Source organism: Microbispora bryophytorum (assembly GCF_043197435.1).
In the GTDB taxonomy this organism is placed as follows: domain Bacteria; phylum Actinomycetota; class Actinomycetes; order Streptosporangiales; family Streptosporangiaceae; genus Microbispora; species Microbispora bryophytorum.
In genome coordinates this window covers 17,657-33,595 of the sequence record NZ_JBICTF010000012.1, presented here as the reverse complement: position 1 = coordinate 33,595, position 15,939 = coordinate 17,657, and the positions used below count along the sequence as shown (strand labels likewise).

Sequence of the window (15,939 nt, the reverse complement as noted above, 5' to 3'; positions counted from 1 at the left end):
AGCCCCCCGTAGTAAAGGATTTCAGGGTGACGACTCCACAGCAGCCGGGGCAGGGACCCCAGGATTGGCAGACCCCGTCCAATCCCTATGGACCGCCCTCCGGCTCCAACCCCTACGGACAGCAGCAGTACGGGCCGTACGGCCAACCGGGGCCGAACCCCGGCCAGCAGTACGGACCGTACGGGCAACCGGGACCCGACCCAGGCCAGCAGTACGGGCCGTACGGCTACCAGCAGCAGTACGGCTACTACCCGCCCGGCGGTTATCCGCCGAGGCAGGAGGGCCCGCGCACGCACTCGATCGTGGCCCTGGTCATCAGCATCGTGCTGACGTTGAGCTGCTACATCTCCCTCGGCGGCATCGCCGGGGCGATCCTGTCCGGGATCGCGCTCAGTAAGGTGGACACCGCGCCGGACCATGCGCGCAGGCTGCTGAAGTGGGCGTGGATCGCCATCGGCATCAACGTCGTCCTGTTCGTGGTCGGGATCGGCGTGGTCGTCTGGGCCGGCGTCAACGGCTACCTGGACTGATTCCCGCGACCGGGGACTGATTCGGCCCGGCCTCGTGTTTGATAGGCGACAGCCGTACGAGTGGGGGAGCAAGGCATTGAGTGACGGGCCTCTGATCGTCCAGTCGGACAAGACGCTGCTGCTGGAGGTCGACCACCCGAGGGCGGGCGAGTGCCGCAAGGCCATCGCCCCGTTCGCCGAACTCGAACGCGCGCCCGAGCACGTCCACACCTACCGGGTCACCCCGCTCGCTCTGTGGAACGCCCGGGCCGCCGGGCACGACGCCGAGCAGGTGGTCGACGCGCTGATCGGCTTCAGCCGCTATCCCGTGCCGCACGCGCTGCTCGTGGACGTCGCCGAGACCATGGCCCGCTACGGCAGGCTGCGGCTGGAGAAGCATCCCGTCCACGGCCTGGTGCTCACCAGCATCGACCGCGCCGTGCTGGAGGAGGTGCTGCGCTCCAAGAAGATCCAGCCGCTGGTCGGGGAGCGCCACGGCGCCGACATGGTGGCCGTGCACCCCTCGGAGCGCGGCAACGTCAAGCAGACGCTGCTCAAGCTCGGCTGGCCGGCCGAGGACCTGGCCGGGTATGTCGACGGCGAGCACCACCCCATCGACCTGCGCGAGGACGGCTGGTCGCTGCGGCCGTACCAGAAGGAGGCGGCCGACGCGTTCTGGCACGGCGGCTCCGGCGTCGTGGTGCTGCCGTGCGGCGCGGGCAAGACGATCGTGGGCGCCGCGGCGATGGCGCACGCCAGCGCGACCACGCTGATCCTGGTGACCAACACGGTCTCGGCCCACCAGTGGAAGCAGGAGCTGATCAAGCGCACCTCGCTGACCGAGGACGAGATCGGCGAGTACACCGGCACCAAGAAGGAGATCCGGCCGGTCACGATCGCCACCTACCAGGTCATGACGACCCGGCGGCAGGGCACCTATCGGCACCTTGAGCTGTTCGACGCCCGCGACTGGGGGCTCGTCGTCTACGACGAGGTCCACCTGCTGCCCGCGCCGATCTTCCGGATGACCGCCGACCTGCAGGCCCGGCGGCGCATCGGCCTCACCGCCACGCTTGTGCGCGAGGACGGCCGGGAGGGCGACGTCTTCTCGCTCATCGGGCCGAAGCGCTACGACGCGCCCTGGAAGGAGATGGAGAACCAGGGCTACATCGCCCCCGCCGAGTGTGTCGAGGTGCGGGTGACGCTGGGCGACGACGAGCGGCTGGCCTACGCGATGGCCGAGAGCGACGAGCGCTACCGGTTCTGCTCGACCACGCCCGCCAAGACGAGGGTGACCGAGGCGCTGGTGCGGCTGCACGCGGACGAGCAGGTGCTGGTCATCGGGCAGTACATCGACCAGCTCGACGAGCTGGGCGAGCACCTGAACGCACCGGTCATCAAGGGCGAGACCAGGGTCAAGGAGCGCGAGCGCCTGTTCCAGGCGTTCCGCGACAAGGAGATCCGGGTGCTGGTCGTCTCGAAGGTCGCCAACTTCTCCATCGACCTGCCCGAGGCGGCCGTGGCGATCCAGGTCTCCGGCACGTTCGGCTCGCGCCAGGAGGAGGCCCAGCGGCTCGGCCGGGTGCTGCGCCCCAAGGCGGACGGCGGCGGCGCGCGGTTCTACTCGGTGGTCAGCCGCGACACGGTCGACCAGGAGTTCGCCGCGCACCGGCAGCGGTTCCTGGCCGAGCAGGGGTACGCCTACCACATCATCGACGCCGACGACGTGGGCGAGGAGGACCCGGCGCGCTGACCCTCTCCGGTCACGTACGGCGCCGGGCGCGGTAGACGCCGGCCTTGGCCCGGTTCCGGCACGACAGGCCGCGGAACCGGCGCGTGGTGCTCCTTCGCCCGGCGCACCGCGCGCACCTGGCGCCGCGCTGAACGCCTGCGCACGCGGACCCGGCGAACCTCCGCGCAACGGATGAACGTCGCTTGTACCCGGCGAGCGTGCGCGCACCCGCGGACCCGGCGAACGAGCACGGACCCGCTGACCGTGCGCGCACCCACGGACCTGGGAACCTGCGCGGACACGGCCTAGGTCCAGGAGATGCCCTTTGGCCTTGTCACCCCATCACCCCCTCGCCTCGCGCCTTACCCTCACATGATGCAGTCGTGATGGCGGCAATACCCAGCAATAAGGCGAATCACGCAATATACGCATTTTTCGCCCTACTCCTGGTTTCTCGCTGCCCGCTACCTTGGCCGCCGGTGAGCTCGCGACTCACAGGCTCGCGACTCAGACAACGCGCGGCATATCAGGACAAAACACCCCACTGCAACCGCTTCTCCGGCGGCGCGACGACGGAGTGCTCCATCGTCGCCGTCGCGAAGCTTCTCGTGCCGGTCATCGGGACGCGGTCACTGGGCGACCAGGCCGCCGACGAACAGCACCACCAGCGCGACGACCCAGGCCGCCACGGCGAGGCCGTACAGGGCCGTGCGCCTGGCGAACCAGGCGACCCCCGTGGCGCACGCCGCGACCACCCCGACCATCACGGACAGCGCGATCACCGAGGCGATCCGGTCCGCGCAGCCCGGCGACGCTCCCAGGCTCGTCATGCAGAAGGCCTGTCTGCCCCAGTCGCCGAAGATCGCGAACCCCCACAGCGTGGCGAGCAGCAGGCTCGCCGCGGCCGGGATCGCCGGAGGAACCACGGTGCGCGTCACCCGGGTTCAGATACCCGTCCCGGGAAACGACGACACGCGAGAGAAATACCGTTTGGGCATCGCGCTGCCCAGAGCTAGGCTCTTGTGCTTTCCGCTTCCACCAGTCCCGTCCCCACCATGCCCGGAGGAGCATCCGCATGCCCGGAAATGTGCTCGAAGCCGAGCGCGCCCATCTCGCGGCCTCCCGCGCCGCGCTGCGAGCGATGCGCGAGCACGCGCAGTCGCTGTCGGCCGACGCCGCCGGCGACTGGGTGTCGCAGCAGGTTCTGCAGGGCCTGCTCGACCAGCGGGTGGCCGCGCTGGCCGACCACCCCGACGCGCCGCTGTTCTTCGGCCGGTTGGACCGCACGGCCGGCGACGACCTGCCGAGCACGGTCTACGTGGGCCGCAGGCACGTCCACGACGAGAGCAGCCGGCCCCTCGTGATCGACTGGCGCGCCCCGATCTCCCGCGCCTTCTACCAGGCCGGCCCCGCCGACCCGATGGGGGTGGCGCTGCGCCGCAGGTTCGGCTACCAGGGCGGCGACCTCACCGCGTACGAGGACGAACCGCTCGACGGCCGGGCGCTCGGGCAGAGCAGGCTGCTGACCGAGGAGATCGAGCGGCCCCGCACCGGCCCGATGCGGGACATCGTGGCGACGATCCAGCCCGACCAGGACGAGATCGTCCGCGCCGACCTCGGCGTGACCGTCTGCGTGCAGGGCGCACCGGGCACCGGCAAGACGGCCGTGGGCCTGCACCGCGCGGCCTACCTGCTGTTCACCCACCGCGAGAAGCTGTCGCGCTCGGGCGTGACGATCGTCGGGCCCAACCGGGCCTTCCTCTCCTACATCTCCTCGGTGCTGCCCGCGCTCGGCGAGGTGAAGGTGAACCAGACGACGGTGGCCGGCGCCCTGGGCGACCACGCCCATCCCGAGGACCCCGGGGTGGCGGCCGTGAAGGGCGACGCCCGCATGGCCGAGGTTCTCAGGCGAGCGCTGTGGCTGCACGTCACCAAGCCGGCCGAAGGGGTGCTGTTCACCAAGGGCATCAACCGCTACCGGGTGGCCGACCACGAGGTCAGTGAGATCGTCGCCTCGCTGCGCGGCACGACGAGGTACGGCCCGGGCCGCGCCACCCTGGCCCAGCGGCTCGCCCACGCCGTGCTCGTCCAGATGGAACGGCGCGGCGAGTCGCCCGACGACCGGGTGCAGGACGCGGTGGCCCGGTCGAAGCCGGTCAAGGCCGTGCTGGACGCCGCCTGGCCGCGGCTGACTCCCGAGCAGGTGCTCTTCCGGTTGCTGTCGGACCCCGAGTTCCTGGCCAAAGCGGCCCGGTCGGACCTGTCCCCGGAGGAGCAGCAGCTCATCGTGTGGCGCAAGCCGTACAAGTCGCACCGATCGGCCAAGTGGACGGCCGCCGACGCGGCGCTGCTCGACGAACTGGGCGACCTGATCGAGCGGACACCGTCGCAGGGACACCTGGTGGTGGACGAGGCGCAGGACCTGTCGGCGATGCAGTTGCGCGCGCTCGGACGCCGCTGCCGCACCGGCTCCGCGACCGTGCTCGGCGACCTCGCCCAGGGCACCACGCCCTGGTCGGCGCGTTCGTGGAAGACCGTGCTCGACCACCTCGGCCAGCCCTCGGGCGAGGTCACCGAGCTCACGCTCGGCTTCCGCGTGCCCCGCGAGGTCCTCGACTTCGCCGCGCGGCTGCTGCCCTCCGTCGCGCCGGAGCTCGCCCCGCCGCGCTCGCTGCGGGCCGGCGCCGGCTCCCTGTCCGTACGCCGCGAGAGCGACGTCACGGCCGCCCTCCCCGAGGCCGTACGGCAGGCCCTCGCGCAGGAGGGCTCCATCGGGGTCATCGCGACGGACTCCGTCCTTCCCGCGCTCTCCGCGGCCCTGGAGACCGCCGCGGTGCCGCACACGGTGCTCGACCCGGACTCGACGGGCGACGACCGGGTGCTGCTGGTGCCGGCGACGCTCGCCAAGGGCCTGGAGTACGACCACGTGATCGTCGCCGAGCCGGCCGCGATCGCGGAGGCCGAGGAGCGCGGCCTCGCCCGTCTCTACGTGGTCCTCACCCGGGCGGTAACGTCACTGACCGTCCTACACAGCCGCGACCTTCCCGAGGAGCTGCGATGACCTCGCCCGGCGTGCGCGTCCGCCATGGAGCGCTCGACGACGTCCCCACCGTGCTGCGGTTCTGGCTGGACGCCGCGGAGAACACCGACAGGCACGACGACGCCGGCAAGGTCGTGGCCCTGATCGAACGCGATCCCGAGGCGCTGCTCGTCGCGGAGATCGACGGCCGCGTGGTCGGCACGCTCATCGCCGGGTGGGACGGCTGGCGCGCCCACCTCTACCGGCTCGCCGTGGACCCCGCCCACCGGCGCACGGGCATCGGATCGCTGCTGATCCGGGCCGCCGAGGAGCGGTTCCGGAAGTTCGGCGCGTTCCGTGCCGACGCGATGGTCCTGCACGACAACACGCTGGCGCACCACGCCTGGGCCTCGGCGGGATACGCGATGCAGACCGACTGCGCCCGCTGGGTCAGGGGCCTCGCCTGAGGCGCACCACGGGAAAGGGCGGCTCCCCCGAGGGGGAACCGCCCTTCCGTTGAGACGAAGCAGGCAGATGGATCAGAAGTCCATGTCTCCGCCGCCGGGCATGGCGGGGGCCTTCTCCTTCTCGGGCTTCTCGGCGATGACGGCCTCGGTGGTCAGGAACAGCGCCGCGATGGACGCCGCGTTCTGCAGCGCCGAGCGGGTGACCTTGGCCGGGTCGATGATGCCGGACTCGAACATGTTGACGTACTCGCCGGTCGCGGCGTTGAGGCCCTCACCAGCGGGGAGGTTGCGGACCTTCTCCACCACGACGCCGCCCTCGAGGCCGGCGTTGACGGCGATCTGCTTCAGCGGCTCCTCAAGGGCCTTGCGGACGATCGCGGCACCGGTGGCCTCGTCGCCGTTGACCTCGAGCTTGTCGAACGCGTTGGCGCCGGCCTGCAGCAGGGCCACGCCACCACCGGGGACGATGCCCTCCTCGACCGCGGCCTTGGCGTTGCGGACGGCGTCCTCGATGCGGTGCTTGCGCTCCTTGAGCTCGACCTCGGTGGCCGCGCCGGCCTTGATGACGGCGACGCCGCCGGCCAGCTTGGCGAGGCGCTCCTGGAGCTTCTCGCGGTCGTAGTCGGAGTCGGTGCGCTCGATCTCGGCGCGGATCTCGTTGACCCGGCCGGCGATCTGCTCGGCGTCACCGGCGCCGTCGACGATCGTGGTCTCGTCCTTGGTGATGACGACCTTGCGGGCGCGGCCGAGCAGGTCGAGGGTGGCGTTCTCGAGCTTGAGGCCGACCTCCTCGGAGATGACCTGGCCACCGGTGAGGGTGGCGATGTCGCCCAGCATGGCCTTGCGGCGGTCGCCGAAGCCCGGAGCCTTGACGGCCACGGACTTGAACAGGCCACGGATCTTGTTGACGACCAGGGTCGCCAGAGCCTCGCCCTCGACGTCCTCGGCGATGATGACCAGCGGCTTGCCGGACTGCACGACCTTGTCGAGCAGCGGCAGCAGGTCCTTGTTCGCCGAGACCTTGGAGTTGACGATCAGGACGTACGGGTCCTCGAAGACCGCTTCCATGCGCTCGGGGTCGGTCACGAAGTAGCCGGACACGTAACCCTTGTCGAAGCGCATGCCCTCGGTGAGCTCCAGCTCCAGGCCGAAGGTGTTGCTCTCCTCGACGGTGATGACGCCTTCCTTGCCCACCTTGTCCATCGCCTCGGCGATGAGGGCGCCGATCTCGGGGTCGGCGGCGGAGATGGAGGCGGTGGAGGCGATCTGCTCCTTGGTCTCCACGTCCTTGGCGAGCTTCGACAGCTCCTCGCTGACGCGCTCGACGGCGGCCTCGATGCCCTTCTTCAGCGACATCGGGTTGGCGCCGGCGGCCACGTTGCGCAGACCCTCGCGGACCAGCGCCTGGGCGAGCACGGTAGCGGTCGTGGTGCCGTCACCGGCGACGTCGTCGGTCTTCTTGGCGACTTCCTTGACGAGCTCGGCGCCGATCTTCTCCCACGGGTCCTCGAGCTCGATCTCCTTGGCGATGGAGACACCGTCGTTGGTGATCGTGGGGGCGCCCCACTTCTTCTCCAGCACGACGTTGCGGCCCTTCGGGCCGAGGGTCACCTTCACGGCGTCGGCGAGCTGGTTCATCCCGCGCTCAAGACCGCGCCGGGCGTCCTCGTCAAACGCGATCATCTTGGCTGCCATTAGGCTAGACCTCCCAGTAGCAGGGTGTCTTCAACGGACCGAGCCGACGCCCGCGACGGCGCGGACCCGCTATCCCTGCGCGAGCCCCATCGCCCCGATCCCGGTTGTTGTCACTCTCGACCTCAGAGTGCCAAACAAGTATTTAGCACTCTACCCCTGCGAGTGCAAGCGGGAGCCATGCTGACCAGCTTGGACGTTATGTCCAGATCAGCGAGTCGACGAGCGGAGCGGGGGCACCGACGAGCCCCAAAAGGACGTGCCGCCGGCCCGGACCGAGAAGCGCCCAGGTGCCGCGAGCGGCGCGGCCGGCCTCCGGACGAGGAGCGCGCGGGAGCGGCGAGGAGCACGGCCGCGTTCTGGACCGAGGAGCGCACGGGCGCGAAGCGACCAACCGCGACGAGGCCGTGCTCTCCGCTCACCTCCGGCACGACCCGGCCGGTGTGGCGCCCCGAGCAGCCGAGCGCGGCGGGCGACCCAGCAAGAAGCGGGCGACACAGCAAGCGGAAGGCCCGGCTCGCGAAATCCGCGTGCCGGGCCTTCCAAGGTCGATGACGGGATCAGACGGACCGTACGGCTTCCGCCTGCGGGCCCTTCTGACCCTGCGTGATGTCGAACTCAACCCGCTGACCCTGCTCGAGGGCCTTGTAGCCGTCCATCATGATTGCCGAGTAATGGACGAACACGTCCTTACCACCGTCCACCGCGATGAAGCCGTAGCCCTTGTCCGCGTTAAACCATTTGACGGTGCCCTGCGCCACTTCCGACTCCTCTTGCTGGGCTGGGGACCACACCCAAGAAGCCCCCGGTTTTGTCGATCGTCTTCGACCATACCCGTGTCAAGGCGTAGGACAACAGAGTCAATCCGCAAACTACTACTTGGCGTTCGCTCAAAGCAGGATCGCAGAATATTCACTTTACTGTTGAATAGTTGAGAGCTGCACCTTTTGCCATGGCATCGCATGACTTCTTCATCGGCAGAAGCGCATGTCAGATGCTCGGCCGCGGTGCGGCGGCTCAGCCTCCGGCGACCGCGGGGATGACCGAAATCTGCACCCCGTCCGGCGTGGCGGTGTCCAGACCGTCGGCGAATCGGACGTCCTCTTCTCCGACGTAGACGTTGACAAAACGCCGGATCTTACCCGTTTCGTCCAGGATGCGGCCGCCGATGCCGGGGTAGTCCGCGTCCAGCTTCTGCAGGACCTCGCGGAGCGTTCCCCCCTCGCCGCTCACCTCCGCGGCGCCGTTGGTGTACGTCCGGAGAATCGTCGGAATCCGCACGGAAACGCTCATTGTTCGCTCGCTTTCGTTGCTGCCGATGGGCTTTTTGAAACGCTTTCAGTTGGCGAATGCCGCACGGAAGGCGTCGAGAGAGGGACGGATGACGGCGGCGGGACGGGCGTGCTCGGCCACCGCGTCGAGCGTCTTGAGTCCGTCACCGGTGTTCAGCACCACGGTCTCGGCGTCGGGGTCGAGGCGGCCCTCGCGCACCAGCTTGCGCAGCACGCCGACCGTGACGCCGCCCGCGGTCTCGGCGAAGACGCCCTCGGTCCTGGCGAGCAGGCGGATCGCCTCGACCACTTCCTGGTCGTTCACGTCCTCCACCGCGCCGCCCGTCCGCCGCGCAATGTCGAGCACGTACGGCCCGTCCGCCGGGTTGCCGATGGCGAGGGACTTGGCGATGGTGTCGGGCCGCACCGGCTGCACGACGTCCTGCCCGGCCTTGAACGCCTGGGAGACCGGCGAGCAGCCCTCGGCCTGCGCTCCGAAGATCCGGTAGGGCCGCTCCTCGACCAGCCCCAGCTTGATCAGCTCACGGAAGCCCTTGTCGATCTTGGTGAGCTGCGAGCCGGAGGCCACCGGGATGACGATCTGGTCGGGCAGTCGCCAGCCGAGCTGCTCGGCGATCTCGTACGCCAGCGTCTTGGAGCCCTCGGCGTAGAAGGGCCGGAGGTTGACGTTGACGAAGCCCCACTTCTCGCCCAGCTCGTCACCGATGAGCTCGGAGCAGAAGCGGTTGACCTCGTCGTAGTTGCCGTCGATGGCGACCAGGCGTCCGCCGTACACGGCGGCCATGGTGACCTTGGCCGGCTCCAGGTCGGCGGGGATGAACACGCAGGAGTCCAGCCCGGCCCGGGCGGCGGCCGCGCCCACCGCGCCGGCGAGGTTGCCGGTGGAGGAGCACGACAGGGTGTGGAAGCCGAAGTTGCGCGCGGCCTCCAGCGCGATCGCGACGACCCGGTCCTTGAAGGAGTGGGTCGGGTTGCCGGAGTCGTCCTTGACGTGCAGCGACCGCAGGCCCAGCTCGGCCGCCAGCCTGTCGGCCTTCACGAGCTTGGTCCAGCCGGGCTGCAGGTTGGGCTTGGCCGCCACACCTGCGGGGACGGGGAGCAGGGAGCTGTACCGCCAGATGTTCGCCGGGCCGGACGCGATGTCCTCCCGACGAACCTCGCCGAAGTCGTACGCCACCTCAAGAGGGCCGAAACACTCCGTACAGGCGAAGATCGGGCCGAGATCGTAGAGAGCGCCACATTCGCGACACGAAAGACCGGTGGCGGGGCCGAACTCGACGGTGTTCACAGAGGTGTCGGCGGCGGTGTTAGCGGCGGTGCTGGTATGCGCCATGAAGCGAGGCCTTTCCCTCATCTTCGCTCGCGACCACCCTGGCCGCGAGCCGGAATTGGCACCTGTCCCGGCCGGGCCTCGTGGGCACGAGTTCGACACCGGGGAGGTTGCCGGGGCTTCGCAGGGCCGGTCCCTCCACCCCTCTGGATGAGCATGTTCAGTTGTGGGATCTTCCGAGGAAGGTCCTTGTGCGCCCCTCCTGCCGATCTCTGCCCCGGAGCGTCGCCCAGAGCGGCACCTCGCGGCGGCGTCGTCGCCCGCAGCCTCCGGCTACGAGCTCCTCCGCCTTGCGACACACCACTGCGGCCACCGCTCCGTACGGGCGAATCTTGTCAGTCGCGGCACTAGCACTGTACCCCGGCGTCCTCGGTGTCCGTTCCCGCGTCTCACAACGCGAGACAATCTGTATCAGCCGTACGCCTCGCCGAGGGCGTTCTGCACGTACTTGCGCGCCTGGTGGATACGGGACTTGACCGTCCCGAGGGGGATCTTCAACTGGTCGGCGACCTCCGCGTAGTCGAGCTGGCAGATGTCGCGCAGCACGAGCGCCTGGGCGAGGTCGGGCCGCTCGGTCTCAAGCGCCTCCATCGCGTCGAGCAGATCGAGCCGCGACCCCGCGATGACGCTGACCCGCCGGGGATCGGGCCGCTGCTCGGGCAGCTCCTCCGCCTGCTCCGACGAGCGCCGCTTCAGCGAGCGGTAGGTGGTCCTGGCGCAGTTCACGGTCACGATGTGCAGCCAGGTGCTGAACCTGGCCCGCCCCTCGAACCTCGCGATGTTGCGCGCCACGGCGAGAAGCGTGTCCTGCGCGGCCTCCTCGGCGTCCTGCCGATACGGTAGAAGCCGCTCACAGTGCCGCAGCACGTCGGGCTCGATGCGCCGCAGCAGTTCGCCGAGCGCGCGATGGTCCCCCTGGGCAGCCGATCGGGCCAGGTCCTCGGTCGTGTCGTCCAGTGCCATGCCGTATTCAGCCCTCCCGCGATCGGTTGACATCCTATTGACGGAGGCCGGTTTTTATTAATCTTCCGGCATGCGCGCCCGCTCTGATCGAGGGAATCCCAGGATGAGCAGCACCGTTCTGATCGCGTCCAACCGGGGCCCGGTGTCCTTCACGCTGTCGGACGACGGCGGCCTGACCATGCGCAGGGGCGGGGGCGGGCTCGTCTCCGGCCTGTCCGAGGTGGTCAGGGAGGCCGACGTCCTGTGGGTCTGCGCGGCGCTGTCGGACGGCGACCGGGGCGCCGTGCGCCAGGCGGCCGGCGGGCGGCTCGACCGGGCCTTCGCGACGGGGCCGATCCGCATGCTGGACATCCCGCCCGCGGTATTCCACCGGGCCTACAACGCCGTGGCCAATTCGACCCTCTGGTTCGTCAACCACCTGCTTTACAACACGCCCTTCTCCCCCGAGTTCGGCACGCGGTTCCGCCGCGAGTGGGAGTCGTACCGCACGTACAACGGCGCCTTCGCGCTGGCCCTGGCCGAGGAGGCGGCCCACCGGGCGCGCGTCATGGTGCAGGACTATCACCTGACGCTGACCCCGGCGATGCTCCGGGCCGAACGGCCCGACCTGCGCATCGCCCACTTCTCGCACACGCCCTGGGCGCCGCCGGAATATTTCGCGCTGCTGCCCGAGGACGTCGTGGCGGAGGTGCTGAGCGGCATCCTCGGGGCCGACCACGCCGGATTCCTCACCGCGCGCTGGGCCCGCGCCTTCATGGACTGCTGCGAGACGCTGCTCGGAGCCCGGGTGGACCACGCCGCCCGGACGGTGACGCACGACGGGCGGACCACCAGGATCGGCGTCCACCCGCTCGGCGTGAACGGCGAGGCGCTGCTGGCCCGGGCGGCCGAGCAGGACGTCGAGTCGCACATGAGCGTGATCAAGGACCTCGTGGGCGACCGCCGGCTGATCGTGCGCATCGACCGCACCGAGCTGTCCAAGAACATCGTGCGCGGCCTGCGGGCCTACCAGGAGTTCCTGGCCACCCATCCCGAATGGCACGGCCGGGTCGTCCACCTCGCGTTCGCCTATCCCTCCCGCCACGACCTGCCGGAGTACCGCGAGTACACGGCGGCCGTGCAGCGCTGCGCCAAGGAGATCGAGGACGAGTACGCGACCGAGGACTGGGACCCGCTGATCCTCAACGTGAACGACGACTACCCGCGCTCGCTCGCCGCCTACCGGCTGGCCGACGTCCTGCTCGTCAATCCGATCAGGGACGGCATGAACCTGGTGGCCAAGGAGGGCCCGATCCTGTCGCCCCGGTGTGCGCTGGTGCTGTCGCGCGAGGCCGGCGCGGCGGCCGAGCTGGGGGCCGACTCCCTGCTCGTCAACCCCTACGACGTGTCCGGCACGGCGGCGGCGCTGCACGAGGCGCTGACGCTGCCGGAGCAGGAGCGGCTCGCGCGCGGTCAGCGGCTGCGTGCGGCCGCCTGCGCCCTGCCGCCCCAGCGCTGGTTCGACGACCAGCTCGCCGCGCTGCGCTGACCCGGCGGGCGAAGGCCGGTCAGCTCCAGGTCGCGTTCTTGAGGATCGCGCTCAGCCGCGGGTTGTCCCACTGGTCGAGGACCAGGATCTTCGAGGTGGGCAGATACCACTCGCGCTGGTTGTAGTGCAGCTTCACCCGCCACTTCTTGTCCACGCAGGTCGCCGCCCACCTGTGGTAGTCCGCCTTGTGCCCGCGCCCGACCTGCCGCAGCCCCTTGTCCGCGAGCTTCCACTCGCCCTTGTACAGCTTGTAGCTCTTGGGGCAGATGCCGACGTCGGTCGCGGGGTCGTAGCCGTACTTCGACTTGTACGCCTGGAACGTGTGGAGCCCGATCGCGAGCGCCTTCGGGCCCAGGACCCAGAAGCTGTGGCACCCCCAGTCGCGGAAGCCGAAGTCCTCGGTGCCGAGGGTGGGGCACGAGCCGGTGATGACGCGCACCCAGTCCTTGCCGTTCTTGACCACCTTCCACGACGTGGGGATCGTGAGGGTCAGGCCGCTCCGCAGCCGGACCTTCTTGGTGCCGCCGCCTTCGCTCGCGTACGCCGCGGCCGGAGCCGTCAGGGTGGCCGCCAGCACGGCCAGGCCGGCCGCCGCGGCCGAGATCGTCTTGGTGAACATGTCCGGCACACTAGGCGCGGTCGCTTGCCGATGACTTGCGGCCCGATAGGCGACAGCTCACCGGACGCGTCGTCAGTGCCAGGTGGCGTTCTTGAGGATCGTGCTCAGGCCCGGCGTCTTCCACTGGTCGATCACCAGGATCCTGGACGTCGGCAGATACCACTCGCGCTGGTTGAAGCGGGCTCTCTGCCTGCCCGGGCCCAGGGGCGCGCAGGTGCCCGCCCAGTCGCGGTAGTACGCCTTGTGCCCCGCCCCGACCTGCCGTAGCCCCTTCCCGGCGAGCTTGGTCTGTCCGATGTAGAGGTTCTTCTTCACCGGGCAGGGCCCGACGTCGGTGGCCGGATAGAACGGGCCGTCCGGCGTGTACTTCTGGAACAGCTCGTGGCCCATGTTGATGGCCTTGGGTCCCAGAACCCAGAAGCCGTGGCATCCCGAGTCGCGGAAGCCGTACGTGTCCGTGCCCCTGGTCGGGCACGCGCCGGTGATGACCCGCAGCCAGTCCTTGCGGCTGTCGTCGACCTTCCAGGACGACGGGATCCTGAGGGTCAGCCCCTTGCGCAGGTGCAGCGACTTGGTGGCCGCGCCGTCGTTCGCGTACGCCGCCGCCGGAGCCGCCAGGGACGCCGCGAGCACGGCCAAGCCGGCCGCCGCGGCCGAGATCGTTGTCCTCATGTCCCGGAACCTACGCCGGGCCGATTGCAGACGGCTTGCCGAGACCGGCCACGAGGTCGCCGAGGAAGGCCACGACGCCGTCGGGCCCGTCCACCACCACGTCGGCACGCTCCGCCAGGGCGGTCACCTCCGCGGACCCGCTGCACACCCGTACGCCGGGGATCCCGGCCGACTCGACCGCGTCGAAGGCGGCGAGGTCCCCCAGGTCGTCGCCGACGAACATGACCGAGCGGGCGTCCCGCTCGGCGAGGAAGGCCGACAGGGCTCTGCCCTTGTCCATTCCGGCGGGCCGCAGCTCCAGCACCATGCGGCCCGGCTCGACCGCCAGCCCGGCCTCCTCGGCCAGCGCCGCGACCGGCCCGCGCAGCGCCTGTAGCGCCCCCGCGGGGTCGGCGCACCGCCGGGTGTGCACGGCGACGGCCCGGTCCTTGTCCTCGATCCACGCCCCGTCGAGGCCCACCGTGAGCTCGGGCAGCCGGGCGCGGACGAGGTCGAGCCCCGGCGGGGGCGGCGGCGCCGTCAGACGGCCGTCCTCCCAGCGCTCCAGGCCGTAGTGTCCGAGGATCACCAGGCCGGGCACGTCGGCGAGGGACGGCCCGCCGGAGACCTCTCCGAGGGCGAGAGCCGTACGCGGCGGACGACCGGTGACGATCACGACGGCGCGCACCAGCGGGGCGAGGGCGGCCAGCACCCCGGGCACGCCGGGGTGCACGCGGGCGGCGGCCGGGTCGGGCACGATCGCGGAGAGCGTGCCGTCGTAGTCGAGCCCGATCACGGCGCCGGCCGGATCGGCGACGATCGCGTCGAGTCCCGCGTGCGCGGGCAGGGTCATGAGCCTCACTCCGAAGGGGTCGGGTGCGTACGCCTCGACGGCCTCATGCCCAGAGGGCGGGAAGCATGCGTACGAAGGGAGATCTAGGAGTTGAGTCCGAAGCGGCGGGCCGAGCGGTCGCGCCGCCGGCCGGCCCTCATCCTGCGCAGCCGCTTGACGAGCATGGGGTCGTGCTCCAGCGCCTCGGGCCGGTCGATCAGCTCCCCGAGTAACTGGTAGTACCGGGTCGCCGAGATGCCGAAGGCCTCCCTGATCGCCTGCTCCTTGGCGCCCGCGTAACGCCACCACTGGCGCTCGAACGCGAGCATCTCGCGGTCGCGGTCCGAGAGGTCGAGCCCGTCGCCGCCGGCCGGTTCGGTGTCCATCGGCTCCTCCTCGATCGGCTCGCGGGCCCGTCCCATGGTAATGCCAAGCCCGCGAGACGAACCCGGGGTGTTCAGGACGGGCAGGACAGACGTAATGTCACGTGGTGTGAGCTCTGTAATCACGCTTCTGACTGACTACGGGCTGGAGGACGGGTTCGTCGCCGCGTGCCACGGCGTGATCGCGGGCATGGCTCCGCAGGCTCGGATCATCGACGTGGGTCATCTCGTCCCCGCCGGGGACGTACGGCGCGGCGCGGCCATCCTCGCGCAGACCCTGCCCTACCTCCCGGCCGGCATCCACCTGGCGGTCGTCGATCCCGCCGTGGGCGGCAACCGGCGCCCGGTCGCCGTGGAGGCGGGGGGACGGGTGTTCCTCGGGCCGGACAACGGCATCCTCTCCTGGGCCGTCCGCGCCGCCGGAGGCGCCGATGCCGCCTACGAGATGACGAACAAGGACCTGTTCCTGGCCAGCGTCTCTCCGACCTTCCCGGGACGGGACCTGTTCGCGCCGGTGGCCGCCCACCTGTGCACCGGACGTGCGGTCGCCGACGTGGGACCGCCGATGCCGGTGGACCGCCTGGTGACCCTGCCCGCGCCGACCTGCCGGTTGCGGGACGGCACGGCCGAGGGCGAGGTGCTGTCGGTGGACCGGCACGGCAACGTCCAGTTGTCGATCACCGCCTCCGACCTGGCCGAGCTCGGCGTACGGCTGGGCGACACCCTGGCCGTGTGGCTGGGGCGCCGCCAGATCTCCGTCCCGTTCCGGGAGACGTTCACCGCCGTGCCGCCCGGCGACCTGGTGGCGTTCACCGACTCCGCCGGCCTGGTCGCGATGGCGATCAACGCCGGGGACGCCGCCGACCGCCTGGGTCTGCCCCCGGGCGCGCACGTACGGCTGTCGCCCGGGCGCTGACCCGGC

Annotated in this window: 16 protein-coding genes and 1 riboswitch; of the genes, 6 read left to right on the top strand and 10 right to left on the bottom strand. The window is 70.4% G+C overall.

Annotated elements, in window-relative coordinates:
• Positions 1-26 precede the first annotated feature (26 nt).
• Together ACGFIB_RS31900 and ACGFIB_RS31895 are read left to right on the top strand one after the other, a co-directional pair.
• A complete protein-coding gene (locus ACGFIB_RS31900; RefSeq protein WP_393376791.1) occupies positions 27-530 on the top strand; it encodes a hypothetical protein in 504 nt (167 codons plus the stop codon).
• A gap of 76 nt (positions 531-606) precedes the next feature.
• A complete protein-coding gene (locus ACGFIB_RS31895; protein ID WP_142574998.1) occupies positions 607-2,262 on the top strand; it encodes a DNA repair helicase XPB in 1,656 nt (551 codons plus the stop codon).
• Between the two features lie 608 nt (positions 2,263-2,870).
• Here ACGFIB_RS31895 and ACGFIB_RS31890 read toward each other — a convergent pair.
• Positions 2,871-3,179, bottom strand: a complete 309-nt coding sequence (locus ACGFIB_RS31890) for a hypothetical protein (RefSeq protein WP_393376789.1) — start codon at positions 3,177-3,179, stop codon at positions 2,871-2,873.
• A gap of 137 nt (positions 3,180-3,316) precedes the next feature.
• Here ACGFIB_RS31890 and ACGFIB_RS31885 point away from each other — a divergent pair, with 137 nt between their 5' ends.
• Both ACGFIB_RS31885 and ACGFIB_RS31880 read left to right on the top strand, forming a co-directional pair.
• The gene (locus ACGFIB_RS31885) at positions 3,317-5,302 is read left to right on the top strand and encodes a HelD family protein (protein ID WP_393376787.1); all 1,986 of its coding nucleotides are present in this window, start codon (positions 3,317-3,319) and stop codon (positions 5,300-5,302) included.
• Positions 5,299-5,727 carry a GNAT family N-acetyltransferase gene (locus ACGFIB_RS31880; RefSeq protein ID WP_357263401.1) on the top strand — a complete coding sequence of 143 codons (429 nt, stop codon included), beginning with the start codon at positions 5,299-5,301 and terminating at the stop codon, positions 5,725-5,727. The genes ACGFIB_RS31885 and ACGFIB_RS31880 overlap by 4 nt, the downstream gene beginning before the upstream one ends.
• Positions 5,728-5,799: 72 nt before the next feature.
• On the opposite strand, the gene groL is transcribed toward ACGFIB_RS31880, so the two are convergent.
• From groL to ACGFIB_RS31855, 5 genes are all read right to left on the bottom strand, one after another.
• On the bottom strand, positions 5,800-7,422 hold the full coding sequence (gene groL / locus ACGFIB_RS31875) for a chaperonin GroEL (RefSeq protein WP_142575002.1): 1,623 nt from the start codon (positions 7,420-7,422) through the stop codon (positions 5,800-5,802).
• A 557-nt stretch (positions 7,423-7,979) separates the two neighbouring features.
• A complete protein-coding gene (locus tag ACGFIB_RS31870; protein ID WP_142575003.1) occupies positions 7,980-8,180 on the bottom strand; it encodes a cold-shock protein in 201 nt (66 codons plus the stop codon).
• Between the two features lie 256 nt (positions 8,181-8,436).
• Positions 8,437-8,712, bottom strand: a complete 276-nt coding sequence (locus tag ACGFIB_RS31865; RefSeq protein ID WP_030509193.1) for a MoaD/ThiS family protein — start codon at positions 8,710-8,712, stop codon at positions 8,437-8,439.
• A gap of 45 nt (positions 8,713-8,757) precedes the next feature.
• The gene (gene thrC / locus ACGFIB_RS31860) at positions 8,758-10,044 is read right to left on the bottom strand and encodes a threonine synthase (protein ID WP_393376785.1); all 1,287 of its coding nucleotides are present in this window, start codon (positions 10,042-10,044) and stop codon (positions 8,758-8,760) included.
• A 14-nt stretch (positions 10,045-10,058) separates the two neighbouring features.
• Positions 10,059-10,198: riboswitch (SAM riboswitch) on the bottom strand.
• A 254-nt stretch (positions 10,199-10,452) separates the two neighbouring features.
• Positions 10,453-11,004, bottom strand: a complete 552-nt coding sequence (locus ACGFIB_RS31855; protein ID WP_142575005.1) for an RNA polymerase sigma factor — start codon at positions 11,002-11,004, stop codon at positions 10,453-10,455.
• 103 nt (positions 11,005-11,107) lie between these two features.
• On the opposite strand from ACGFIB_RS31855, the gene ACGFIB_RS31850 reads away from it, so the two are divergent.
• The gene (locus ACGFIB_RS31850) at positions 11,108-12,532 is read left to right on the top strand and encodes an alpha,alpha-trehalose-phosphate synthase (UDP-forming) (protein ID WP_357241169.1); all 1,425 of its coding nucleotides are present in this window, start codon (positions 11,108-11,110) and stop codon (positions 12,530-12,532) included.
• 19 nt (positions 12,533-12,551) lie between these two features.
• Here the strand turns inward: ACGFIB_RS31850 and ACGFIB_RS31845 are convergent, their stop codons facing one another.
• The 4 genes from ACGFIB_RS31845 to ACGFIB_RS31830 all read right to left on the bottom strand — a co-directional run bounded on the left by ACGFIB_RS31845 (position 12,552) and on the right by ACGFIB_RS31830 (position 15,020).
• Positions 12,552-13,151, bottom strand: coding sequence for a hypothetical protein (locus ACGFIB_RS31845; protein ID WP_393376783.1), 600 nt, complete (start codon positions 13,149-13,151; stop codon positions 12,552-12,554).
• A 72-nt stretch (positions 13,152-13,223) separates the two neighbouring features.
• On the bottom strand, positions 13,224-13,823 hold the full coding sequence (locus tag ACGFIB_RS31840; protein ID WP_393376781.1) for a hypothetical protein: 600 nt from the start codon (positions 13,821-13,823) through the stop codon (positions 13,224-13,226).
• Between the two features lie 10 nt (positions 13,824-13,833).
• Entirely contained in the window at positions 13,834-14,655 is an 822-nt protein-coding gene (otsB, locus tag ACGFIB_RS31835; RefSeq protein WP_357263410.1) for a trehalose-phosphatase, read from the bottom strand.
• An 83-nt stretch (positions 14,656-14,738) separates the two neighbouring features.
• Complete coding sequence (locus tag ACGFIB_RS31830) at positions 14,739-15,020, bottom strand: DUF3263 domain-containing protein (RefSeq protein WP_079319307.1); 282 nt, start codon at positions 15,018-15,020, stop codon at positions 14,739-14,741.
• A gap of 106 nt (positions 15,021-15,126) precedes the next feature.
• Here ACGFIB_RS31830 and ACGFIB_RS31825 point away from each other — a divergent pair, with 106 nt between their 5' ends.
• Positions 15,127-15,933: an SAM hydrolase/SAM-dependent halogenase family protein gene (locus ACGFIB_RS31825; protein WP_357263415.1), complete on the top strand. Its 807-nt coding sequence runs from the start codon at positions 15,127-15,129 to the stop codon at positions 15,931-15,933.
• Positions 15,934-15,939 lie beyond the last annotated feature (6 nt).

Bases quoted from the DNA above. Each gene is read 5' to 3' on its own strand.
- otsB (WP_357263410.1), bottom strand. From the start codon at position 14,655: ATGACCCTGCCCGCGCACGCGGGACTCGACGCGATCGTCGCCGATCCG.
- ACGFIB_RS31840 (WP_393376781.1), bottom strand. From the start codon at position 13,823: ATGAGGACAACGATCTCGGCCGCGGCGGCCGGCTTGGCCGTGCTCGCG.
- ACGFIB_RS31845 (WP_393376783.1), bottom strand. From the start codon at position 13,151: ATGTTCACCAAGACGATCTCGGCCGCGGCGGCCGGCCTGGCCGTGCTG.
- ACGFIB_RS31830 (WP_079319307.1), bottom strand. From the start codon at position 15,020: ATGGACACCGAACCGGCCGGCGGCGACGGGCTCGACCTCTCGGACCGC.
- ACGFIB_RS31855 (WP_142575005.1), bottom strand. From the start codon at position 11,004: ATGGCACTGGACGACACGACCGAGGACCTGGCCCGATCGGCTGCCCAG.
- ACGFIB_RS31880 (WP_357263401.1), top strand. From the start codon at position 5,299: ATGACCTCGCCCGGCGTGCGCGTCCGCCATGGAGCGCTCGACGACGTC.
- groL (WP_142575002.1), bottom strand. From the start codon at position 7,422: ATGGCAGCCAAGATGATCGCGTTTGACGAGGACGCCCGGCGCGGTCTT.
- ACGFIB_RS31865 (WP_030509193.1), bottom strand. From the start codon at position 8,712: ATGAGCGTTTCCGTGCGGATTCCGACGATTCTCCGGACGTACACCAAC.
- ACGFIB_RS31885 (WP_393376787.1), top strand. From the start codon at position 3,317: ATGCCCGGAAATGTGCTCGAAGCCGAGCGCGCCCATCTCGCGGCCTCC.
- ACGFIB_RS31850 (WP_357241169.1), top strand. From the start codon at position 11,108: ATGAGCAGCACCGTTCTGATCGCGTCCAACCGGGGCCCGGTGTCCTTC.
- thrC (WP_393376785.1), bottom strand. From the start codon at position 10,044: ATGGCGCATACCAGCACCGCCGCTAACACCGCCGCCGACACCTCTGTG.